22 protein-coding genes are annotated in these 25,192 nt (G+C 26.6%); all 22 read left to right on the top strand.

Features of this window, described 5'->3' with window-relative positions; translation table 11 throughout:
* Positions 1 to 209 precede the first annotated feature (209 nt).
* The 22 genes from EM932_RS03890 (at position 210) to EM932_RS03785 (ending at position 25,149) form a co-directional block, all read left to right on the top strand.
* On the top strand, positions 210 to 1,541 hold the full coding sequence (locus EM932_RS03890; RefSeq protein WP_246040883.1) for an MBOAT family O-acyltransferase: 1,332 nt from the start codon (positions 210 to 212) through the stop codon (positions 1,539 to 1,541).
* 3 nt (positions 1,542 to 1,544) lie between these two features.
* Positions 1,545 to 2,492 carry a hypothetical protein gene (locus tag EM932_RS03885; RefSeq protein WP_135875697.1) on the top strand — a complete coding sequence of 316 codons (948 nt, stop codon included), beginning with the start codon at positions 1,545 to 1,547 and terminating at the stop codon, positions 2,490 to 2,492.
* Positions 2,493 to 2,499: 7 nt separating this feature from the next.
* The gene (locus EM932_RS03880; RefSeq protein WP_135875695.1) at positions 2,500 to 3,507 is read left to right on the top strand and encodes a GNAT family N-acetyltransferase; all 1,008 of its coding nucleotides are present in this window, start codon (positions 2,500 to 2,502) and stop codon (positions 3,505 to 3,507) included.
* A 43-nt stretch (positions 3,508 to 3,550) separates the two neighbouring features.
* On the top strand, positions 3,551 to 4,507 hold the full coding sequence (locus EM932_RS03875) for a GNAT family N-acetyltransferase (RefSeq protein ID WP_135875693.1): 957 nt from the start codon (positions 3,551 to 3,553) through the stop codon (positions 4,505 to 4,507).
* Between the two features lie 4 nt (positions 4,508 to 4,511).
* Positions 4,512 to 5,717, top strand: coding sequence for a GNAT family N-acetyltransferase (locus EM932_RS03870; protein ID WP_135875691.1), 1,206 nt, complete (start codon positions 4,512 to 4,514; stop codon positions 5,715 to 5,717).
* Positions 5,710 to 6,879 (top strand): GNAT family N-acetyltransferase, encoded by a 1,170-nt coding sequence (locus EM932_RS03865; protein ID WP_135875689.1) that lies wholly within the window; start codon positions 5,710 to 5,712, stop codon positions 6,877 to 6,879. Before EM932_RS03870 ends, EM932_RS03865 begins: the two co-directional genes overlap by 8 nt.
* 2 nt (positions 6,880 to 6,881) lie before the next feature.
* Positions 6,882 to 8,060, top strand: coding sequence for a GNAT family N-acetyltransferase (locus tag EM932_RS03860; RefSeq protein ID WP_170179716.1), 1,179 nt, complete (start codon positions 6,882 to 6,884; stop codon positions 8,058 to 8,060).
* A 21-nt stretch (positions 8,061 to 8,081) separates the two neighbouring features.
* Positions 8,082 to 9,287, top strand: coding sequence for a GNAT family N-acetyltransferase (locus EM932_RS03855; protein ID WP_135875686.1), 1,206 nt, complete (start codon positions 8,082 to 8,084; stop codon positions 9,285 to 9,287).
* Positions 9,288 to 9,322: 35 nt separating this feature from the next.
* Positions 9,323 to 10,459 carry a GNAT family N-acetyltransferase gene (locus tag EM932_RS03850; protein WP_170179714.1) on the top strand — a complete coding sequence of 379 codons (1,137 nt, stop codon included), beginning with the start codon at positions 9,323 to 9,325 and terminating at the stop codon, positions 10,457 to 10,459.
* 150 nt (positions 10,460 to 10,609) lie between these two features.
* Positions 10,610 to 11,767 carry a glycosyltransferase family 4 protein gene (locus EM932_RS03845; protein ID WP_135875682.1) on the top strand — a complete coding sequence of 386 codons (1,158 nt, stop codon included), beginning with the start codon at positions 10,610 to 10,612 and terminating at the stop codon, positions 11,765 to 11,767.
* A 51-nt stretch (positions 11,768 to 11,818) separates the two neighbouring features.
* Positions 11,819 to 13,231: an MBOAT family O-acyltransferase gene (locus EM932_RS03840; protein WP_135875680.1), complete on the top strand. Its 1,413-nt coding sequence runs from the start codon at positions 11,819 to 11,821 to the stop codon at positions 13,229 to 13,231.
* 2 nt (positions 13,232 to 13,233) lie between these two features.
* Positions 13,234 to 14,187, top strand: a complete 954-nt coding sequence (locus EM932_RS03835; RefSeq protein WP_135875678.1) for a hypothetical protein — start codon at positions 13,234 to 13,236, stop codon at positions 14,185 to 14,187.
* Positions 14,188 to 14,199: 12 nt separating this feature from the next.
* A complete protein-coding gene (locus EM932_RS03830) occupies positions 14,200 to 15,243 on the top strand; it encodes a sugar-transfer associated ATP-grasp domain-containing protein (protein WP_135875676.1) in 1,044 nt (347 codons plus the stop codon).
* Positions 15,244 to 15,321: 78 nt separating this feature from the next.
* The gene (locus EM932_RS03825; RefSeq protein ID WP_135875674.1) at positions 15,322 to 16,227 is read left to right on the top strand and encodes a sugar-transfer associated ATP-grasp domain-containing protein; all 906 of its coding nucleotides are present in this window, start codon (positions 15,322 to 15,324) and stop codon (positions 16,225 to 16,227) included.
* 189 nt (positions 16,228 to 16,416) lie between these two features.
* Positions 16,417 to 17,514 carry a hypothetical protein gene (locus tag EM932_RS03820; protein WP_135875672.1) on the top strand — a complete coding sequence of 366 codons (1,098 nt, stop codon included), beginning with the start codon at positions 16,417 to 16,419 and terminating at the stop codon, positions 17,512 to 17,514.
* A gap of 14 nt (positions 17,515 to 17,528) precedes the next feature.
* A complete protein-coding gene (locus EM932_RS03815; protein WP_135875670.1) occupies positions 17,529 to 19,013 on the top strand; it encodes an AMP-binding protein in 1,485 nt (494 codons plus the stop codon).
* 5 nt (positions 19,014 to 19,018) lie between these two features.
* Positions 19,019 to 19,261 carry an acyl carrier protein gene (locus tag EM932_RS03810; RefSeq protein ID WP_135875668.1) on the top strand — a complete coding sequence of 81 codons (243 nt, stop codon included), beginning with the start codon at positions 19,019 to 19,021 and terminating at the stop codon, positions 19,259 to 19,261.
* Between the two features lie 17 nt (positions 19,262 to 19,278).
* Positions 19,279 to 19,899 (top strand): sugar transferase, encoded by a 621-nt coding sequence (locus tag EM932_RS03805; protein ID WP_135875666.1) that lies wholly within the window; start codon positions 19,279 to 19,281, stop codon positions 19,897 to 19,899.
* Positions 19,900 to 20,146: 247 nt separating this feature from the next.
* The gene (locus EM932_RS03800) at positions 20,147 to 21,019 is read left to right on the top strand and encodes a 1-aminocyclopropane-1-carboxylate deaminase/D-cysteine desulfhydrase (RefSeq protein WP_135875664.1); all 873 of its coding nucleotides are present in this window, start codon (positions 20,147 to 20,149) and stop codon (positions 21,017 to 21,019) included.
* A gap of 23 nt (positions 21,020 to 21,042) precedes the next feature.
* Positions 21,043 to 21,663, top strand: a complete 621-nt coding sequence (locus EM932_RS03795; protein ID WP_135875662.1) for a sugar transferase — start codon at positions 21,043 to 21,045, stop codon at positions 21,661 to 21,663.
* 35 nt (positions 21,664 to 21,698) lie between these two features.
* A complete protein-coding gene (locus EM932_RS03790) occupies positions 21,699 to 23,003 on the top strand; it encodes a phenylacetate--CoA ligase family protein (protein ID WP_135875660.1) in 1,305 nt (434 codons plus the stop codon).
* Positions 23,004 to 23,061: 58 nt separating this feature from the next.
* Complete coding sequence (locus tag EM932_RS03785) at positions 23,062 to 25,149, top strand: GNAT family N-acetyltransferase (RefSeq protein WP_135875658.1); 2,088 nt, start codon at positions 23,062 to 23,064, stop codon at positions 25,147 to 25,149.
* The last annotated feature ends 43 nt before the right edge of the window (positions 25,150 to 25,192 follow it).

The following is a 25,192-nucleotide window of genomic DNA, read 5'->3' as shown; positions in this document are numbered from 1 at the left end:
TTTTTATTTTCATTTCAACTTATTTTTTAAAGAATCATGTAAAATTAATTTATGTTTGTTTAGTAATTTATCCCTCTAATTATAAGTAATAGATGCTCTTTAATTCGTTTGAATTTCTTCTTTTTTTCCCAATCATGATTATTGGGTTTTACCTACTAAAGCATAAATATAGATGGCTATGGCTTTTACTAGGTAGCTATTATTTTTACATGGCACATGAACCAGAGTTGCTTATATTATTAATAATATCAACGTTGGTAGATTATTATTGTGGTATAAAAATGTACGAGGCAAACAGTAAGCCATTAAAAAGAAATTATTTAATTATAAGTATAATAACTAATGTTGGTATTCTTTTTGTTTTCAAGTATCTACTTTTCTTTACATCAAACATTCAATGGCTTTTTGATTTCTTTGGGACAGAATTATTAAATGACCAAGAAGCAAATTCGTATAATTTCAGCAATATTCTACTTCCTATTGGTATTAGTTTTTACACGTTTCAAACCATGAGTTATTCTATAGAAATTTACCGAGGTCTAATTAAACCTGAACGACACGTTGGAAAATTTGCGTTGTATGTATCTTTTTTTCCGCAATTAGTAGCAGGCCCAGTAGAACGAGCTTCAAGGCTTCTTCCCCAATTAAAAGAAAACATTAAACTCAACATAAACAATCTCAAAGAAGGTATAATTATGATGGCTTGGGGATTTTTTTTGAAACTTGTGGTGGCAGACAGATTAGGCATTTATGTAGATGAAGCTTTTAGAAACCCTGATTCTCAACATAGTTTATCCTTAGTGCTAGGTAGTATTTTCTTTTGTTTTCAAATATATTATGATTTCTCTGCTTATACATCTATAGCTATAGGTGCCGCAAAAACAATGGGATATGATTTAATTCAAAACTTCAATCAACCAATTTTCGCAACTTCTGTTGCAGAATTTTGGAAACGTTGGCATATATCTTTCACGCAATGGCTAAGAGACTTTATATACAAACCATTGGTTAAAAAAAATAGAACTCCCAGACTTCTAGCAGTTTTTATTGTATTTTTTATTAATGGCTTATGGCATGGCGCAAATTGGACATTTGTTGTTTGGAGTTTACTGAATGCTTTAATATTAATTATTGAAATTTCTACAAAATCGATTCGCCATTCAATTTTTAATTTGTTGCATCTACCAAAAAGAGCTAGAGAATTAATAGGATGGGCTACAGGTATAAGTTTAATTATTACAACACTAGTTTTCTTCAGGTCTCCAAACATATCGCACGCAATGGTTTATGTAAAAAGCATGTTTGCCTTTAATAATAGCTTTCACGTTAATATTTTAGATAACTATTTTGAATTACTCTTAAGTATCATTTTAATTTTTGTAGTTCAAGTCATATATTATTATAAAGGTAACAGTAAAGTCTATGAGTTATTTACTGAGCGTACAAAATGGACGAAATATAGCATGAGCTTAGCTTATATTTTAATTATTGTTTTATTTGCCATTAATAGACAAAATTCATTTATCTATTTTCAATTTTAAACTATGTTAAAAAGTTTCGTCATAAAATTATTCATAATAGCAATAACATTTATTACTATTTATTTATTCTTTATAGATAAGCTTGCTAAAGGTTTTGTTGATACAAACTATAATAAATTCACCCAAGAAGCTGGCGGCTTAATTTTAGGTCTATCTAGAGCAAATGAAGGTATATCTACACTTATCATAGAAGAAGAATTAAAAAAATATGACTTCTTTTCTAATAAGCCATTAGTGAATTTTGCTCTTAATGAAGCTCATTTTGGAGAGGTGTATTATGAAGCTATTAAAAAAAAGATAAAAACTAATAATGGTATTTTTATTTTATCGATCAGTCCTGGAAATTTCACTGCTCCTTTAGGTTTAGATGATGAAAAAGTTTTTGAATATGATGAAAGACTAACTTTAGGAAAAATAAATAATTTTGTAACTTCTCCTAATTATAATTATATAATGAATATATATGGAGCTTCTTTATATAATAGTTTACATGATTTTGACCAATGGAATCATAGAGTCTCGCATCTTAATGGGTGGAATGAAGTTAAGTTAGAAAGTGAACTTGATACAATAACAGATAAAGATATAGAATATTGGAAATCGTTGACGTTAAAATTTTATGACCAAAAGATAAAAACAGAGCAAATATCTTCTTATCGTTACAATTATTTTATAAAAACTATTGAATATCTTAAAACCAAAGGAGAGGTATTTTTTATAAGAATGCCTTCAGATTCAACCATATTGAAAATTGAAAATAGTCACTGGGAAAATTTTGATTTTGAGATGGATAGTATTGCTAAATCGTATCATATTCCCTATTTTAATTACTCAAAAAAATCAAATAATTATAAAACATATGATGGCTCTCATTTAGAATCGGAAAGCGCAAAAAAGTTTACAAAACTTTTGTGTGAGGATATTAAAAAGTTATTAACTAAAAATAGATAAAAGATTAATGGCTAACTCCCCATATCTACTTAATACCTTTAAATCAATTTGGTTAAACCATTTTAATAGTGGAAGAGCGCCTTTGGAGTTTAGTTTTGTTGATATACTAACCTTTATAAAACACAAGAAATTACCTGTATATTATAATGCAGGTAAAACAAATACGAAAGGAATAAATTATAAATTATCAAATCTGCTTTTAAGCGATTACAAGGATAAAGTCTTTATAATTTATGATGTACCAGAGTTTAACAAAGGAAATTGGGAAAAAAACCACAAAATGGGTTGTTATAAAATTAAGCAATACCCTGGTTATATATGTGACTTAATAAACTATACAAGCCTAGAAGAATATATGCTTGAAGAAATAAGTAGAAAAAGTCGCTATAAATTAAATAGTTACAAAAGGAAATTGGAAGCTTCATATAATATTCATTATCAAATGTATTTAGATGATATTACTCCAGAGATGTATGAAACTATTTTTAACGATTTTCAACATCTTTTAAAAAAACGTTTTTTAGATAAAAGGACAGTAAATAACAATTTAAATCCAGATGAATGGGCTTTTTATAAAGACGTTACTTTACCAATGATGCTAAACAATGAGGCTGGAATTTTTGTGGTTTATGATACCAACAAACCAATAGCAATAACTTTACTTAATTTTTCTAAGAATGCTATGTTTGATACTATTAGAACCTTTGATATTGATTATGCAAAATATAGATTAGGCTCTGTTAGTATAATGAAGCAGATAGATTGGTGTATAAAAAACAACATCAAAATTTTAGATTTTTCTAAGGGCTATTTTGAGTATAAAGAACGATGGGCAAATAAGCCATATTGGTTTGAATATCATATTTATTTTGATAAAAAATCAATTAAGGCAAAAATATTGGCTCTGTTCTATAAAAACTTTTTTGCTTTTAAATTATATCTTAGAAAAAAACAACTTACGAACTTTGTACATGAAATAAATTTTATTCTACACAAAAAAAGATATGCTGAATAATTATTAAGTAACTTCAACCTTAAACAAAACAAACTGTTTGAATATGCTTCATAAGCTTTTTAACTTAAAAAATAGTCACTTAATTTTTGATTTATTTTTAGAAAATAAAATAAATTCGTTTTACGCACCTCATATTTTAAATAACCAAACAAATGTAAGTTTCAGTCCTAGCTTTGCTTTGTCCAGCACCTTCAAAACACTGTATATAGTTAAAGATATTCCAGATTATTTGAATTTAGAATTTCAAAAATTAAACAATAATACTGATTTTAAGAAAGTAAACCAATATAAAGGGTATTTAGTCAATTTAATTGAATGCGATAGCACTGAAGCTTTTATTGCTAAAAATTTAAACAAACGAAACAGGAAAAACCTATATTCAAAAAAAAGAAAACTCTACAAAAACCATAAAATCTCATCACAGATTTTCTTTGGAAGCATAAGCAAAAGTGTTTATGATAATATATTTGAAACCTTATACACATTATTAAAAAATAGATTTAAAGAAAAAAAAATACACAACCGGTATTTATCAAATTGGAAAGCTTTACAAGCCTCTACATTTCAAAAAATTTTAGATAAACAAGTATCATTACATATCATTTATGATGATTCAAAACCTATTGTAATCACTTTAAATTTTCACAAAGGAGATGTTGTTTTTAGTCATATACAGGCTTATGATGTAAACTATTCTAGGTACAATTTGGGAGATATTAGCATGATGAATCATTTAGAATGGTTAATAAACAATAATATTGCTGTATTTGACCTCTCGATGGGAAAAACCTATTACAAAGAAAAATGGTGTAACCATACATATACTTTTATATATCATATTTTTTACAATAAAAAAGCGCTATTATCAAAAGTGTGTGCAAATATTATTGTTAATGAATTAAAGTTTATCCAGTTTTTAAGGAATAAAAGTATTATTGGGAAGTTAATTAATTTTGATAAATTTCTTTATTACTACAAAAGCAACGTCTCAAAAGAATAGTTAAATGCTAAAGAAAATAAAACCAGAAGTTTTAGATGTTTTAAGCACTTTTCTTGAAAGAAAAAAGGCATTGCCTATTTATAATAAAATTGTAAATACAATTTCTGGTACGCCAATTTACGAAACTCTTGATACCAAAGATAAAATCGATAGCTATCTATACTGCATTTATGATTTTCCTGGGTATTTAAAAGGCTACGTTACCAAAAAGGGATGGAAACTTAAAATTATAAACACTTATAAAGGTTCATTAATCCTATTAAAAAACTATATAAATACCGAAGATTATTTAAAGCATAAATTTAGTGCTGGCAGACGATCTAAGTTTAGAACCTACCAAAAAAGACTTGAAACCTGTTTTAATATTGAATACAAAACATATTTTGGTAATATTTCTAAGGATGAATACGAATCGCTTTTTAAAGCTTTTCATGACATGACTAGAAAACGCTTTCTAGAGAAAAAAATACAGAACTACGATTTATCTCGTTGGGATGTTTACCAAGAAATTGCTTACCCTTTAATCAATAGTAAAGAAGCCGTTTTATTTGTTATTCTTAGTGATAATAAACCCATAAGCATTTGTTTAAACTTCATAAGGCAAAAAACCATTTATGGCTACCTAAGGGCTTTTGATGTAGATTACTCAAAATTCTATATTGGTTTTACTGATTTTATAAAACAGCTGCATTGGTGTTTTGAAAACGGTATTGAAGTTTTCGATTTATTAAAAGGAAGTTATCCATATAAAATGCGATTAATTGATACACAATATAATTTTCAAAAGCATATTCTATATAATTCAAATTCATTTTCAACAACAGTTTCTGCCAACGTCATTACTGGTAAAACTCAAGCTTTCTATACTTTGGTAAAAGTGTTAAAAAAATTAAATGTAAATAAGCTTTATTATAAATTTATAAACTATAAATATCGAAATAAAGAATTACAAGGGTTTAAAAACGAATATGAAAACATTGTATTAATTAATAATTTTAAAATAGAACCAAATGAGGTAATAACTGAGTTAAATCTTAACAATGATTCTTTAAGTTTTTTAAAGAGGTTTGTGTTTAATTTTTTGTATAGTAATCAAGAATCCATAAATAATGTCAAATTATTTAGGTATAATAAAGAAACAAACTCATATATAATCAAAGGGCAGAAGAATACTCAAAAGATAACGCTTCAACGAGCACCACATGTTTAAAAAAGTAAAACCAGAAAATATAAACTTTCTTAATGCTTTTCTTGAAAAAAGAGAGGCTTTACCTATTTATAACAGCCTTACAAATACTATTTCTAAAAAAACAACTCATAAAAGTACGGCAGCATGTACTATTCCTAAAAACATGTATTGCATAAACGATTTTCCTTCTTATTTAAAGGGAGATATTCCTGACAATGCTTGGAAAGTAAAAACTATTAACACTTACAAAGGATCATTAATTCTTTTAAAAAACTATAAAAACACCAACGATTATTTAAAAAAGAAATTTAAAACACCTAAAAGGTTTAGGATTTATCAAAATAAACTTGAAACTTGTTTCAATATAGAATATAAAACCTATTATGGTAATATTTCAAGAGAAAACCATGACTATCTTTTTAGTGTATTTCAAAAAATGTTAGAAAATAGGTTTTTGGAAAAGAAAATAAAAAACCATGACTTGTCGCGTTGGGATACGTATCACCAAATTGCTTACCCGCTAATCAATACTAAAAAAGCTGTTTTATTTGTTATTTATAGTGATAACAAGCCTATTAGTTTTTACTTAAACTTATTAAAAGACGAAACAATTTATGGTTATGTAAAAAGTTATGATATTGATTATTCTAAGTTTTCTATAGGGTTTATTAATTTTATACAGCAGTTACGTTGGTGTTTTGATAACAATATTGAAGTTTATGATTTATTAAAAGGAAGCTACCCATATAAAAACAAGTTAATTGATAATGAATTCTATTATCAAAAACATGTTATTTATAATTCAAAATCATTGATAGCAGCTATTTCAGCTAACATTATAATTGCAAAAACTCAAGTTTTTTATGCAATCATAAATATTCTGAAAAAATTAAATATAGATATTTGGTATCATAATTTTCTAAGCTTTTTACATAAGAGCAAGATTAAAAGTGATTCGCAAGATATTATAGTAACTAATCATAGCCAAATAGATTCAAAAGAACAACTAATTAAAGTGGATTTAAATGATGAATCCCAAAGTTTTTTAAAAAAAATAGTGTATACTTTTTTATATCATAATAAAGAATCATTAAGAACTGTTGAATTATTTAAGTTAAAAAACAAAACGAAGACTTATCTAATAAAAGGTAAAAAACAAACGCAAAAAATAACATTTCAATAATTTTGAATAAAGTAAAAAAAATAACATTCTTAAAAGCTTTTACTGAAAATAGCCTACCTCCTATTTGTAGTAAAATTATTTATGGAAAAGATTTTTATTATAATACAAATATTGATACCGATTTAGATTTAAAAAAACAAATATTAATATTTAAAGACGTCTCTGATTATTTAGATATTGAGTTGTCTGAACACTCAAAAAGTATTGTTAACAATAAAATAAAAACCCTAAATGGCCATTTGATAGAGCTCCATTTATTTAGAGATATATCAGAATACTTAAAAAAAAAATTTAACTCCAAAAGTAGATCAAACCTTAGACGCTACGAAAACAGGTTAGTTACATGTTTCAATATTAAATACGCTTCATATTATGGAGATATAACTAAAGAAGAATACGACATGCTTTTTGTTGTTTTAAAAAAAATGCTAATTAAAAGGTTTGCCGAGAAACAAGAAAACAATTATGAGTTACAATATCTTGGAGGGTATTATGATGTTTTATATGATATGATATTGAAAAAAAAAGCAAATCTATTCGTAATATATGATGGAAAAAAACCTATCAGCATTAGAATAAATATGTGTAAAAAAAAATTAATATATTATATTTTAAGCGGGTATGATATTGACTACTCAAAATTTCATTTGGGATTCATTGATATGCTTAAAAATATAGAATGGTGTATGGATAACAATTTTGAGATTTATGACCTTTTAAAGGGGTATGATTACTATAAAACCAAATGGTCTACCAAAACACATGATTATTATAATCATATAATTTACAGATCTAATTCAATAGGTATTTTACTAATTGGACAATATTTTGCTATAAAAGAAATTATTAAATATAAAAGCTATAGGCTTTTCAAAAAATGGAATTTACATACAAAATATAAAGGTTTAAATAAACATATATTTAGAATAAAAAATTTTACTAACAATAAAAAACTTCCGACTATACTAATAGACAGTAACGCAAAAACTACTGACAAAATAATTGAAATAAATATTGATAAAGACAATGAATATGCATTTTTAAGAAAGCCGGTTTATGATTTTCTATTCTTAGTGAATACATCTATAGAAAATGTAATTATTGGTAAGCTAAAGGGGACCTCAAATAAATTTATTTTAAAGTATAAAAACAAAAAACAATTACTCACAATAATCAATTAGCACTTATAGTCAATAAGATAAATGAGTTTAAATACAAGACATACTCAATTGAGTTTTTTTTTAGATATTTTTTTTAAAGAAAATAGGTTTCCTTTTTTTTATATAGAAATAACCAATTCTTTTTTTAATAAAGTCATCTATAAGGTTAACCCAGACAAGAAATTTAATTTGAATTTTGACGTGTATTCTATCAGAGATGTGCCAAACTATTTAGTGCCCAAATATATTAAAAACAAACATTTAAAGTGCCTTACTGCTCCACTCTTTCAAGGTTATTTAATTAACCTAATGCCATTTAAAAATATTGAAGATTACTTTGATAATAAATTAGGTAAACCCAGAAAATCTCAGTTAAAGCGATACAAAAAAAGACTGGATTTGTGCATTACTCCAGAATATAAAATTTTTTATGGTAAAATATCTAAAAATGAATACGATCATATTTTTAAGGAACTTGTTTTAATAACTGAACGACGCTTTGCGCAAAAGAAAGAATTGAACTTTGAATTACCTTATTTAGAACTCTACCAAAGCATGATGTATCCATTAGTACTAGATAAAAAAGCAAGCATATTTGTGATCTATCATGAAAATAAGCCTATAAATATTACTCTAAATTTTATTGATGATGTTACTATTTATCACTGGAACAGTTGCTATGATATTGATTATCAAATGTTCAATCTAGGACATATTAATATGGTTAATCATTTAGAATGGGCTTTTAAAAATGGGTTTAAATTATTTGATATGGGAAGAGGTGATTTTTTACATAAAAGAAAATATGTAAATGAAAGTTATATGTATAATGAACATATAATTTATAATTCTAAATCGTCATATTCATCAATTATAGCACATTTAAAAATATTGAAGTTAAAAACACGCTATACAGTAATTCAATTTTTAAAAAAATTTAATTTGCATTTATGGTATGGTTACTATGCAAAGTATAAATATAAAATTATAGAATCAAAAAATGTAAAACCAGTTTCTAATATGGTGACTATCGATAATGATATTTATGAAATCCCAAAACTTGAAAATTTAGTACTGATTGATATAAATGATAGTGAATATGCTTTTTTAATAAAATCATTAAATTATTTTTTGCACAAAAATCAAGAGTTCTTCAAAAATGTTAATATATATATGGATAAAGAAAATGAACAAACTTATTATTTTAGTGGTATTAAAAAGAACCAAAAAATAATTATTTTAAAATAATATTATGTTTTTTTTGCATTATGACATTTAAAAATATGATAACAATATTTCCGAAATTATTTAGAACAGATGAAGTGATTCGACTTTATTTAAGTTTTGAATACTTTGGCATTAAAGTTAAAAACCCGCTAAACAAAACTCCAAAAAACGCTATATACTCTTTTAGACTAATTCCTGAATACTTTAAACTAAATCTAAAGGATACTTCATTTTCAACAAAAATAATCCCTCAATATAATTGGGGGTATTCAATTTTATTGCATGCTTCAGATTCTATTGAAGGGTATATGAAGCGCCAATTTAATTCGAAAAAGAGAAACATTTTCACTAGATATGTAAAACGCTTAGAATCCTGTTTTAACATACGTTATAAAATGTTTCATGGTGATATTTCTAAGACTGATTATGACTCTATAATGGAATCTCTTCACCATATGATTACTTGTAGGTTTGAAGAAAGAAACGAATCGCATAAAAACTTACATGAATGGGATTATTTAGTAGAACATACCTATGCAGAAATTATTAATAAAAAGGCCTCTTTATTTGTTGTATACAACGAAGAAGAACCTATTGAAATATCTTTGAATTATCATTTTGATAAAATACTTTTCAGCTATATATCTTCTTATAATATTGATTACTCAAAATTTGGATTAGGTCATGTAGAAATCTACAAACAAGTTGAATGGTGTGCAAACAATGGTTATATCCTTTTTGAAATGGGGGTTGGAGGAATGGACTATAAGAGAAGATGGAGTAACAATATTTATAGATACAATCACTATGTTACTTATAAAAACTTAAATATTAAATCTAAATACAAGGCAAAATTACTAATAATTAAAATCAAAATTAAAGAATATCTTAAATCTAAAGGAGTAAACGAAATTCACTCAAAATATAATAAATACTTTACAAAGAAATCAAACGTACAAAGTAATATTGCACTATCTGAAATTAAAGTAACGCCTGATTTAAACATTACTAATTTTGAAGAAATACAACAACATACAATTAACACATATAGTTTTTTAAAAAAGTATATTTATAATTTTTTATACACTACAAAAGAACATCTTGATGATGTAAAAATATATAAACACAATAAAGAGAATTCATTTTTAATTAAAGGAACAAAAAGTTATCAAAAAATTGGATTTAACGATTAGTTATTCCTTTTAGACGTGTATAATTAAAATAAGTTTCAGTTAAAAAGCTGTTTATCCTAAAAACTCAGTAGTAGAAAGAGAAAAGCAAATGAAAACTAATTACTTTTATATATTTGTGACCGCAAAATCATAGGTTAATATAACCGATTTATGAAGAAGAAAATTATTAGAGTTACTACAGTTCCTTTGTCAATAACTGGGCTGTTAAAAGGTCAATTAGGATTTATGTCAAGTTATTTTGATGTCCTTGCAGTTTCATCAACAGGTAAGGATAATGCACTTGATCGAGTTTCGAAGCACGAAAATGTGCCTACTTTGGCTATCGAAATGACAAGAAAAATAACTCCTATTAAAGACTTGTATGCTGTCTGGCAATTATATAAATTATTCAAAAAAGAAAAACCATTTATTGTACATTCCCACACTCCAAAAGCTGGAACTTTATCTATGCTTGCAGCAAAAATGGCAGGTGTTCCGCATAGGCTCCATACTATAGCTGGCTTACCTTTACTTGAAGCTACAGGCTTCAAGAGACTTATTCTTAATCTGGTAGAGAAAATAACTTACAAGTGCGCTACTAAAATATATCCTAATTCTTTCGGGTTAGCAGATATTATTATGAAATCCAATTTTACAAATAAAAATAAACTGAAAGTAATTGCAAACGGGAGTTCTAATGGTATAGATACCTCTTATTTTGACCCGGTAATTTTTGATAATGAGGAAAAGAAGCTTGAGTTTAGAACAAACTTAGGTATTTCAAAAGATGATTTTGTATTTGTATTCATAGGAAGATTAGTTTCAGATAAAGGTATGAACGAATTGATGCTTGCTTACAATATGATAAGTAAAGAACATAAGAATATAAAACTATTACTAGTAGGAACATATGAAAATGAATTAGATCCGCTTTCGCCAAAGTCTATGGAAATAATTAAAAACAATAAGAATATTATTTCTACTGGTTGGGTTAATGATGTTAGACCTTATTTTGCAATATCAAATACCTTGGCCTTCCCTAGTTATCGTGAAGGCTTCCCAAATGTAGTAATGCAAGCTGGAGCAATGGAGTTACCAAGTATTGTAACAAACATTAATGGTTGCAATGAAATAATAGAACATAAGAATCATGGTTTAATTATTCCTGTTAAAAATCATGAAGCTATCTATGAAGCTATGAATTATATCTTAAAAAATAAAAAAGAAGCCGCAGAAATGGGGGTGAAATCTAGAATAAATATTATTTCAAAATTTGAACGTAACCATGTTTGGGAATCACTATTAAAAGAATATAGAAGTTTAAATTAGATTAATTTATAGTAAAATACAATTACAAATTCATACTATCTTTTGTAAAAAATGTTTTTTAATTCAACCACCTTTTTTGTTTTTTTATCAATAGTGTTTTTACTCTATTGGAGTCTTTCTAAAAATTTAAAGACACAAAACATTCTGCTTTTAATAAGCAGTTATATCTTTTATGGATGGTGGGATTACAGATTTTTGGCTTTAATAATAGCCAGTACAATAGTTGATTATTTTGTTGGATTACAAATAGAGAAATCTACAGAGAAATCGAAAAGAAAGAAATGGCTTTTAGTTAGTCTTATTTTTAATATTGGGCTTTTAGTTTTTTTTAAATATTATAATTTTTTTATTGAATCTTGGGTCGATTCACTCTCATTATTGGGATATTCAATAGAAAACACTTGGTCTTTAAAAATTATACTCCCAGTCGGCATTTCGTTCTACACCTTTCAAACCTTATCATATTCAATAGATATTTATAAAAATAAAATATCACCAACAAAAGACTTTATAAGCTTTGCAACCTTTGTTTCTTTTTTCCCTCAGTTAGTCGCAGGGCCTATTGAAAGAGCCTCAAATTTATTACCTCAAATATTAAATCCAAGAAAATACACATATGAAGGACTCTCGAGTGGTATAAAACTAATGATTTTTGGTTTTTTTCTAAAATTAGTAATTGCAGATAGAGCCGCAATCTATGTTAATGCAGTGTTTAATAATGTAGAAAACCATGATGGATTGACTTTCATTGCAGCTACTATAATGTTTTCATTCCAAATTTATGGAGATTTTGCAGGTTATTCTTTGATAGCAATCGGAGTAGCAAAAATGTTTGGGTTAAATTTAATGACCAATTTTAAACGACCTTATTTCTCTGCTTCTATTGGCGAATTTTGGAATAGATGGCATATTTCATTATCGACATGGTTTAAAGATTATGTTTACATTCCATTAGGTGGGAATCGCACTAAAAAATGGCGCTGGCTCTTTAATCTCTTTATTACTTTTTTAATTAGTGGGTTGTGGCATGGATCAAATTGGACTTTTATAGTTTGGGGTGCTTTGAATGGTCTTTATCTAATAATGGAAGTATTAATTTTTAAAAGAAAAATAAGAACTGGTATATTTAACATAATTCCAACCTTTATTCTAATAAACTTTGCTTGGATATTTTTTAGAGCTAATACTTTACAAGATGCCATTTTTATTATAATAAAGATTTTTACAAAGCCTGGTTATTTATATTTTGGATATGGTGAAGATATAATAGCCTTCTTTTATGCTGCCTTGGCTATTGGGCTATTAATATTTGTTGAAATTAAAAAAGAGTTTTTTAATTCATATTTTTCTGTTTTCAATAATAAGCACGAAATCATTAGGCTTTCGGCTTACGCATTAGTAATTTTTATCATCTTTTACTTAGGCGTATTTGGAGAAAGTCAATTCATTTATTTTCAATTTTAGAAATGATAAATACTCAATTAAAATATACTTTTGCAAAAGTTTTAAAATTTATTGTTATAATATTTATAATAGATTTTGGATTGGGTTTCATTGCAAAGGAGTTGTTTTTAAGTCAAGAAACAGGTAAATTCGCTAGATCTACATATGCAATTACAAAAGCAAAAGAAAATATATTAATATTTGGAAGCTCTCATGCCCATAGGCATTATGTTCCTGAGGTCATAGAAAAGAAAACAGGAAAAACATGTTATAATGCAGGTGCTGACGGGCAGCAATTAGTTTACCATAGCGCCTTGCAAGGAATGATTTTTAAAAGAACATTACCAGAGCTAATAATTTTAAACATAGATGAAAATTTTCTGTTTAAATCGGAAAAAGCTTTTGATAGGCTTGACGATTTAAACCCATATTATGATGATTATAGTAATGAGCTAGATCCAGTTTTTAACTTAAAATCTAAATATGCAGATCCAAAATTATTTTTTAAAGCTTATCAAAATAATTCTACTTTAATCCAAGCTGTTAGATATTATTTAGCACCACAAGAAACGCCACAAGGATATCGTCCTTTATTTGAAAAAATGACTTTTGATAAACTTACATCACACAGAGAAGACATTCAAGAAAAAGAATATACAGAAGAAATTGACTCCGTATTTGTTAAAACTCTTGAGAATTTTATTAATGAAGCTAAAACTAATAATGTTAAACTAGTATTTGTAACATCTCCAAACCTTATTCCAAGAAATGTTTCAAAAAACAAATCCCTTACAGAAATAAAAGCAATCGCTAAATCTAAAAACATTCCTTTTTATAATTATTTAAATTCTAAAGACTTTGCTAATAAATTAGATTTGTTTTATGACCCATCCCACTTAAATGATAATGGTGCAAGGCTATTTACAGGTTTATTAATCGACTCAATATTAAACGATAATAAAAAACATTTTAATTAAACTTAAAATAATATGATTTCAAGGCTTAAACATTTTAAAGTTTTTTTTTCTGATAAAGACAGAAAAAATTGGCTTATAATTATTAAAGAAATAATTCAATTTTCTTTATATAAAAAAGTACTGCCTACAGATTATATTAGGAAATTTTTATATAGAAAAGATATTACAGATATAAAGTCTTATTTATCTTTTAAAGAATTTAATAGTATTTTACTTTCTAAAAAACTGGTATTTCCTATAGTTACAACTTTACTGGAAAATAAGTTGATCTTCAGTATAATGTGTGAGCAATACAAGCTCCCTGCTCCCAAACTTTTAGGATATAATTATAAAAATAGTTTTTTCTTAAACAAGAAAAATTCCTTAGTCTCAAATAAAAAAGAACTTGCTAGCTTCTTCCAAAAACTATTTACAGTAACAAAAACAGATACTATATTTTTAAAACCTATAGATGGTATTGCTGGTAAAGGTTGTATTTTATTAAAACAAGAAACAATCAACAATCAAATAGATGAATGTGCTCATGCATTATTTAATAATAGTTATATTTATCAAGAATATATAAATCAACACCATAAGATTAATTCCATATATTCTAGTTCTATAAATACAACACGAATAATTACCTATACAAACGACTTAAATGTAATACAGGTTATCTCTTCTTTAATGCGATTTGGCACAGGGGAAACAATTACAGATAATACTGGTACCGGAGGTTTTTATATTTCAGTAAATCATAATACTGGTACTTTAGAAGGTGTAGCTAGACAAGACATAGTTAAAGGCGGTAAAACCTTCACCAGACATCCAAACACTAATACTGAATTAGAAGGCTTTATAGTTCCTCATTATAAGGAATCTTGTGAATTAGCTAAATCAGCATCCGCATTTTTCCCTAATAGAATTATTGGATGGGATATTGCTATTTCTGAATCTGGTCCGACTATAGTCGAGGGCAATCATAACCCTAGTTTGCATATGTCAGATGTTGCATATGGAGGCTATTGTAAACACCCATTAATCAAAGAAATCTTAATGGAGATAGATAATTAATATAATAAGAGTTTAGTTTATAAACACAATGTTATTGAACGATAGTTAAATAATATTTTATTTTAAAAAAACAATAATATGATTTCAAGACTTAAGCATTTTAGCGTGTTTTTTTCTGATGAAGACAAGAAAAATTGGTTTACAATTATTAAAGAGATAATTCAATTTTCTTCATATAAAAAAGTACTCCCTACTGATTATTTTAGAAAATACTTATATAGAAAGGGTGTTACAGATATAAAGTCCTACTTATCATTCAAAGAATTTAATAATATTTTGCTTTCTAAAAAACTAGTATTTCCTGTAATTACAACTTTACTAGAAAATAAATTGATTTTCAGCATAATGTGTGAGCAATATAAAATTACTACTCCTAAACTTTTAGGATATAACCATAAAAATAGTTTTTTCTTAAATAAGAAAAATTCCTTAGTCTCAAATAAAAAAGAGCTGGTTAATTTCTTTCAAAAAATATTTGCAGCAAATAAAACACATACTATCTTTTTAAAACCTATAGATGGCATTTCTGGTAAAGGCTGTATTTTATTAAAGCAAGAAACAATTAACAATCAAATAGATGAATGTGCTCACGCATTATTTAACAATAGTTATATTCATCAAGAATATATAAATCAACATCACAAGATTAATTCCATATACTCTAGTTCTATAAATACAATACGAATAGTTACCTATATAAACAAATTAAATGAAATACATGTCTTGTCATCTTTTATGCGATTTGGTGTAGGGGATAAAATTACAGACAATACGGGATCTGGAGGTTTTTTTATTTCAGTAAATCATGATACAGGCACTTTAGAAGGCGTAGCAAGACAAGAGATAACCAAAGGAGGAAAAACTTTCACCAAACATCCTAACACCAATATTGAATTAGAAGGTTTTATAATTCCTTATTATAAAGAATCTTGCGAATTAGTTAAATTAGCAACATCATATTTTCCTAATAGAATTATTGGATGAGATATTGCTGTTTCTGAATCTGGACCTACAATAGTCGAGGGTAATCATAATCCTGGTTTACACGGCTCAGATATAGCATACAAAGGCTACTGCAAACACCCATTAGTCAAAGAAATCTTAAAGGAGATAGAAAATTAATAAGAAGTTGGGTTTAAAATACAATACCATATCGTAAAACTAATTTTAATTATGAGTGAAGACCTAAAAGTAATTGGAATAACAAAGAAAAATCTACGAGATAGTATTGAAAAGAATATTTATTGGAAGGAAGACTTGGCACCAATGCCCAAAAGTAAGGCCCATTGGCTAGTATCAAATAATAGAATTCAAGAAGATGATTACTGTGGAGTTATTGCTTTTGAAGGTAAAAAAATGGTTTCTTTTGTTTACATGATACCAGATTTAATTAACACTCATGACAATATAAGCAAAAAAGCCTATTGGATGATAGATTGGTGGGTAATAGAAAAATATAAAGACACGGTACTCGGTACATATGTTTACAATGAAGCCATTAAGTTAGCAGGTAAACAAGTTCTCATAAAAGGATATACTGAAAATTTACAAGAATTTTATGATAAACAACCATTTACTTTAATAGCGTCTAGATATAGACATACTATTTTTTTTAGCTTAGATTCATCAATGTTAATCGGAAAGTTCAAATTCTTAAAATCTATAAAATTTGCTATAGATATGTTTGACTCTTTAATAAGTAAAGTTATTCGATTAATAAATAAATATAAATTAGGCAAAAGAACAGTAAATATTAAATATGATTTTGTTAATCAATTAGACAATGATACTTGGAATTTTATAGAGCCATTATGTAAAAACGATTTAATTTTTAAAACTAGAGATTATATCGATTGGCAAATAAACAATAATCAATATTTACAAACTCCCATAAGCATAAAAACCCCTTATAAAAACTTACAAACTGGAATAAGTAATAATATCCATATTCATAATTTAAAAATCATACTAGATAATAAAATTATAGGCTTTGTATCTTACATCATAAATTATAATGAATTTAATGTAAAATATTTCTTAGTAGAGGACGAAATCAACTACAATCTGTGTGTAGATGCGCTCATTGAAAACTTCATAAAGTCTAAAAGAAATTTTATTTTTACTGATGATACTAAACTATCAAATAATATAAATAAACGATATTTTTCTATCTTTAATCATAAAGTATTAAAAAAAGGACTTGTGCATAACGATACTAAATTTGATTATGACAATTTAAAAATGTTAAACAGGGATGGGCATTTTTACTAAACTATATAATAAACATGAACTATATAGATAATTTACAAGAGTCTATTGAAAAGCATTACAATAAAAATGCATTTTTTATTGATGATACTTTTTTCACATATAAAGATTTAGCAATCGAAATATCTAAAATAAGGATTACTATTAATCAAACATTAAATACTTCGGAGAAACTAATTGGCTTAATTGCAAATGATGATATAAAAACTTATGCTGCTATAATAGCATTTTGGTTAGAAGGAAAAGCCTATGTACCAATTAATCCAGAACACCCCCAGGATAGGAATGAAACTATTTTAAAATCTTTAGAGACAAATTATATTTTTGATTCTACTGAAAAAGCAAGTTTTCATGGTTTTACACTTTTATTTCCTTCAAAAACAAATAATGAGAACATAGATATCAAAGCTAATTCTATAAAAGAGAATGATTTAGCTTACATACTATTTACGTCTGGATCTACAGGAACCCCAAAAGGTGTTCCCATTACTTATAATAATTTAAACGCATTTATTAAAGCCATAAACTTTGATGGAGAGTTTAAATTAAACTCAAGCGATCGATGCTTACAAATGTTTGAGCTTACCTTTGATTTTTCAGTAGTATCTTATATTTTTCCTTTACTTGAAGGAGCTTGTATATATACAGTTCCACGACATTCAATAAAATATTTTTACATCTATAAATTAATAAAGGTTCATCAGTTAACCGTTTTATCATTAGTACCATCTATAATACACTATCTCAGACCATATTTTGAAGAAATAAAAGCACCTCAAGTACGTTACTGTAGTTTTGGTGGAGGTGTTTTATACAACGATATTATTCAAGATTGGAATAAATGCATCCCAAATAGTAAAACATTTAATTATTATGGCCCAACTGAAAACACTATTTATAGTAGCTATTACAAACTAAACAAAGAAAACAAAACACATAATGGTGTTATCTCTATTGGACGCCCTTTAAACGAAGTAACTTATATTATAATTGATAAAAATAATAAAGAGGTTCCTATTGGTAAATCTGGAGAATTAGCTTTGTCAAGTAATCAACTTACCCCTGGGTATTGGAAAAACGAACAAAAAAACAAAGCATCTTTCTTTTTTAAAGAGTATAATGAAGAGTCATTACGCTTTTATAAGACAGGTGATTTATGCTTTAGAGACTCCGAAAATGATTACATCTATTTAGGAAGAATAGATTTTCAAGTAAAAATAAGAGGATTTAGAATAGAATTATCCGAAGTAGAATTTCATGCTAAATCTAAATGTGTGAAAAAAGTAAACATGGTGGCAATTGATATACTTAATGATTTAGGAAATGCAGAACTTGCATTAGCCATAGAGTCTGAAGTATTCGATACTTCAGAAATCCTAGAAAACATGAAAGAAAAAATGCCTGATTACATGATTCCTGCACATATAAAATTCATAAAAGAGCTCCCATATAACAGTAACGGTAAAATAGATAGAAACCAATTAAGAACTTATTTAAAATAAAAAAAATGACTACAGAAGATATATATGAGAAAATTAAACCCGTTTTTTCTAAAGTTTTAGAACACAATAACTTTGAACTAACAGAAAGCACAAATACAAATGATGTAGATGGATGGGGATCTTTAACACACATGATAATTATTGAAGAGATTGAAAAAGTATTTAATATTAAGTTTAAATTACTAGATTTAATGACTATGGAAAATGTTGGAGATTTAGTAAATGCTATTAAATCAAGTACAGATTAAAACTAAATTTAGCTTCCGTGTATAAAAATATAATAAAACCTTTTTTTGATTATATAGTTGCCATTATTGCTATTATTTTACTATCACCAATAATATTCATTACAACATTACTTCTCTGTTTTGCAAATGACGGCAAACCTTTCTTTTTTCAAGTTAGACCTGGAAAAAATGAAAAGCACTTTAAAATAATAAAATTTAAAACTATGAACGATAAAAAAGATGCAGATGGTAAATTACTACCAGATACTTATCGTTTAACTTCCATAGGGAAATTAGTAAGAAAAACATCAATTGATGAATTACCACAACTAATCAATATTTTAAAAGGTGATATGTCTTTAATTGGCCCAAGACCTTTATTGATTCAATACTTGCCTTTTTATAAACAAAACGAAAAGAAGAGACATACTGTAAAACCAGGGATAACTGGACTTGCTCAAGTTAATGGTAGAAATAATATTAATTGGGATTCGAAACTAAAATTAGATGCAGATTATGTAGATCATTTATCTTTTAAAATGGATATGAATATATTAATTAAAACAATATATAAAGTAATAGGTTCAAAAGATGTAGCGATAGACAATACTAATGTTGAAACTTTACTTAACATAGAAAGACAAGATATTTTTAAATAAGATATAGATTATTCCCACATTATATTGTATTAATAATTTCAATTAATACTCTTATATTGTATGTATTTCGATTGATTCAAACTTTCAAACTGGTAAAATAATTACAAAGCATTTAAATTATAAACCACGTAATCGATAAAAACATGAATAAGAACGTATAATCAATTCAAAAATAAGATAATATAAAAGATAGTACTATTTTTGAACAATCTCAAAAAGTATTATAATTCCATACTAGTACAACCCTATGATACAAAAAATAAATGAAGACCTTGCTATCTTTAGAGATGACAACTATCCTTTTTTAGGAGGCGGAAATAAAGCTCGAAAAATGATGGCTCTCCATGAAAAATTAAAATCTGAAAATTACAATGCTATTGTAACTACTGGAGGCATTCAATCTAATCATTGTAGAGTAACAGCTCTATATTGTCATAAATATAATATAGAGTGTACACTTGTTTTACATGGAGATAAGGATAAATTTTTAACTGAATCTGGTAATGCAAAAATAATTCGAAATACGCCCACTAAAATTATTTTTTCTGAAATAGACCAGATTTCTAGTAATATGGATAAAGCTATTGATAACTATAAAAGTCAAGAAAAAAAACCTTTTTATCTTTATGGAGGTGGTCATACTTTTGAAGGAGGAAAAGCATATATCGATGTTATACAAGAATTAATTGAATATGATTACATTCCTGATTACATATTTATAGCTAGCGGAACTGGCTCAACGCATGCAGGGCTTTTAGCTGGTATTGCAAAATTTAAATTTAAAACGAAAGTTGTTGGTATTTCTGTAGGAAGATCAAAAAATAATGCAGAAAAAGTTGTTTCTAAATTCGCAAAAGAATTATCTGAAAATTATAAAATTTCAAATGGAATTGGAAAAACAGAAGTAGATGATTCTTTTTTATGTGGTGGCTACGGATTTTATAATGATGATATTAAAAAATTATCTGGTAATTCTTTAATTGATTATAATATCTTTTTGGATACCACATATACTGGCAAAGCATTTTATGGAATGAAAAAATATATTGAGAATAATGCTATTAAAGGCAAAATATTGTTTTGGTACACAGGTGGTATTTATAACTATTTGGCAAAATAACCTTAGACTATAAAAAAACAAAAATGTTATATAAATTAGCTCTTAAAAGATTAATTGATTTTGTACTGGCAATGTTTGGTTCAATACTAATTTTTCCAATATTTCTCCTAATATATTTATTGTTATTAATTGATTATAAAAGTTCTCCATTTTTCTATCAAGTTAGGGCTGGAAAAGAAGGTAAAGCTTTCAAAATATTTAAGTTCAAAACCATGAATGATTTGAAAGATTCTAATGGAAACCTTTTGCCTGACCATGAAAGAATCACTAAAATTGGTGGTATTTTGAGAAAAACATCTTTAGATGAAATTCCTCAATTATTTAATGTCATAAAAGGAGAAATGAGTTTAATTGGTCCTCGCCCACTCTATTTAAAATATTTGCCTTATTATACAAAAAAAGAAAGTATTAGACATTCTGTTAAACCCGGAATTACAGGTTTAGCGCAAATATCTGGTAGAAATACCATTGGATGGAATTCAAGGTTACAAAAGGATGTTGAGTATGTAGAAAAGCTTTCTTTTTTACTAGATATTAAAATCATATTCAAAACCATTGAGAAAGTATTATTATCAAAAGATGTCGCTACAGAAATGGAATCCGGTATACTTGATCTTGATATGGAAAGAAAAACTAAAATATAAACCTTCATTTATACACAATACGATTTTTAAACGAAATGAATTTATTAAATAAAGTAAGAAGTAAAGGTTTTTGGTTGTTAGATAGTCTAAAAGGAGGGTATCTTAAAAAAGATATAAATGATATAGCTAATACACTTGAGATTTCATCTTTTAGTTTAATTCAAAAAAGGAATGCTCCAATTTTAAAGGATTTGTTAGAAAGAGTTGTTCAATCTTCCAAATTTTATAATAAATATAAATCATATAAGAGCCTTGATGACTTTCCAGTTGTTAATAAATTAATAATAAAGGAGAACTTTGACATAATAAATATATTACCTAAAGATTCTCCTAACATAGTTAAAGTTAACAGTAGTGGATCTACCGGAATTCCTTTTGAAATATATCAAACAAAAAGAAAGGCTCGCAGGAATAAGGCGGATGTTATGTTTTATGCCAAAACTGCTGGGTATACAATTGGAGATCAACTTTTATTTGTAAGATTATGGACTAAGAAATATAAAAAGAGTCTATTAGTAAAAACAATGCTTAATTTAATTCAAATTGATGTTGAAAATTTGTTAGATAAAGATATAGCAGCGCTTATCACTAAAATAAAATCCAATAAACAACCAAAAGGTTTTGTTGGATATCCATCTGGTTTTGAAAAAATCTGTAATTATTTAGATAAAATAAAGTCTGCACCAATAGATTGTAATGTAAAATCTATTATTGCCACATCAGAAGCTCTTTATGATAGCATAAGAGAAAAAATGGAGTATTATTTTAATGCACCAGTCGTTTCGAGATATTCAAATGAAGAAAACGGTATTTTGTCACAACAAATGATAGGTGATAAATTTTATACAATCAATTGGGCCAGCTTTCATATTGAAATTTTAGATCTTGAAGAAGACAAGCCAGCCAAGCCTGATGAATTAGGCCGCATTGTTGTTACAGACTTATATAATCTGGCAACTCCTATGATTAGATATGATACTGGAGATTTGGGTAAATTTTGTAATTTCGAAAATGATAAAATTCCAAATTTCGAAGTTGTAACAGGAAGAAAAAAAGATATCTTATATAATACCAAAGGAGATGTAGTTAGTCCTTTCATAATTCATGCAAATTTATATAAGTATCCAGAATTAAATCAATTCCAAATTATACAAAAGGATAAATGTGAATATATTTTTAAAATCAATAGTGATTCAAATTTCTCGAAAAAAGAAGAATTCATAGCCTTTTTTAAATCCTATTTAGGCTCTGATGCAAATGTTTCTTTAGAGTATACTAATGAAATACCTCTATTGAGTTCTGGAAAAAGAAGGACTATAATCAATTTATACAAACCTTAACCTTAAAACAAAAAATAATTAAATGTATTATTTAACTAAGTTATAGAAAATTATAAAGATGGAGCAAAACATACTTTTCACATGTGCAGGTAGACGAAACTATCTTATTAATTATTTTAAAGAAGCTTTAAATGGAAACGGGAATGTTGTAGCTGCTGATAATCAAGTTTTGGCGCCAGCATTAATTGATGCAGATATTGCAGTAAAAGTCCCCGATATTTATGATAAAAACTACATACCTAAATTAAAGGAAATAATTAATACTTATAGTATTACTGCTATTATTTCCTTAAATGATTTAGAACTTCCAATTCTATCAAGAAATAAGGAAGAATTAGAAAAGGAAGGTGCAAGAGTATTAGTTTCAGACAAAGATGTCATAGCGATAGGTTTTGATAAATGGAAAACTTATAATTTCATAAAAGATTTAGGGTTAAATACTCCTAAAACTTATATTGATATAAATGAAGCTATTAAAGATATAAACGATCAAAAATTAAAATTCCCTTTGGTCTTAAAACCTCGTTGGGGAAGTGGTTCTATAGCAATAGATTTTCCCGAAACAATTGATGAGCTTAAATTATCCTATAAGCTTCAGAAGATTAAATTAGGAAGATCTATTTTAAGTAGAGCAAGTGACGAAGATATAGAGCAAGCCATACTAATTCAAGAAAAACTTGACGGAAAAGAGTATGGTTTAGATATCGTAAATAATTTTAACAAGGAATATTTTGGAACTTTTGTAAAAGAAAAACTTTCAATGCGTTCTGGAGAAACAGATAAAGCTTCATCTGTAATTAGTGATGCATTTGAAGGTCTTGGAGAAAAAATTGGAAGTAACTTAAAACACCTTGGCAACATGGATGCTGATGTTTTTTTAGTGAATGAAGAATTATATGTTTTAGAATTAAACCCAAGATTTGGAGGTGGTTATCCATTTTCTCATGAAGCTGGGGCTAACATCGTTTCAACTTATGTAGATTGGCTTAATGGTAAAAATAATCAGGAAGCATCTAACAATATTAACTATAAAAAAGGGATTACTTTTTCAAAATGTGATAGACTTTTAAAAATAAGTGATCAAAGTTCTGAAATTAAATTAATTGTAAACGAAGTTATTGATAGTGAGGATATAAGTTTATATCATACTTATATAGATAAACTGGAATGTGACAACCCTTATTCAAAAACACGAGTATTAAATTCATATCTACACCTTCAAGATGATAGATTTAAATATTTTGTATTTATCAAAAGTGATATTCCTATCGTTATTATGCCTTTTTATTTTAGAGAAGTTTATGTTAATGACAAATTAACGTCTTATTTTGATGTTTGCTCACCATATGGGTACAGTGGTCCTTTTTATAATGATAGCTTGCAAAAAGAAAAATTATTAGAATTTTGGAAATATGTAGACAGTTGGTATAAAGAAAATAATGTTATTTCAGAATTTATACGATTTAGCCTTAATAGAAATCACCATTTCTATTCTGGAAAACTCATACCTACATTAACAAATGTTCAAGGCAAAATCTTAAATGAAGAAGAACAATGGAAAAACTTTAAATCTAAAGTTAGAAATAATTATAGAAAAGCTATTAAAAACAATTTAGAATTCAGGGTTGAAAATGGTGAAATATGCGAGGATAAAATAAAAACGTTTTATAGTATTTATATTTCTACAATGAAAAGAAATAATGCTAGTAAACAATACCATTATCCGCTGACCTATTTTATTAAATTTATTAAAGAAAACATTAATAAATGTGCTATAGCTATGGTTTACAAAGATAATCTAGCCATATCTGTAGAACTACTTTTATTATCTAAAAAAACAATATACTCATTTTTAGGAGGGACATTACATGACTATTTTTATGCAAGACCAAATGATTTCTTGAAAATAGAAGTGATGAAATGGGCAAGAAAAAATGAAATAGAAAATTATGTTTTAGGAGGTGGTATTGAAAATAATGACAATTTATACAAATACAAAAAATCTTTTTTCCCTGAAGATCAAGATGTTATTTATTATACTGGTAGAAAAATAGTCAATGATAAAATATATAATAAACTCATTAAAAAAGTTGATGCTAAAAAGAGTCTTTGTGAAAACTTTTTCCCCGCCTATAGAAACTCATAAATCATTAGTACAAGTAATTTAATAAAACTTGTTTTAAATTCAA

Source organism: Flavivirga rizhaonensis (genome assembly GCF_004791695.1).
Lineage (GTDB): Bacteria > Bacteroidota > Bacteroidia > Flavobacteriales > Flavobacteriaceae > Flavivirga > Flavivirga rizhaonensis.
The sequence above is the reverse complement of the archived record's forward strand: the minus strand, read 5'-3'. Positions and strand labels throughout refer to the sequence as shown.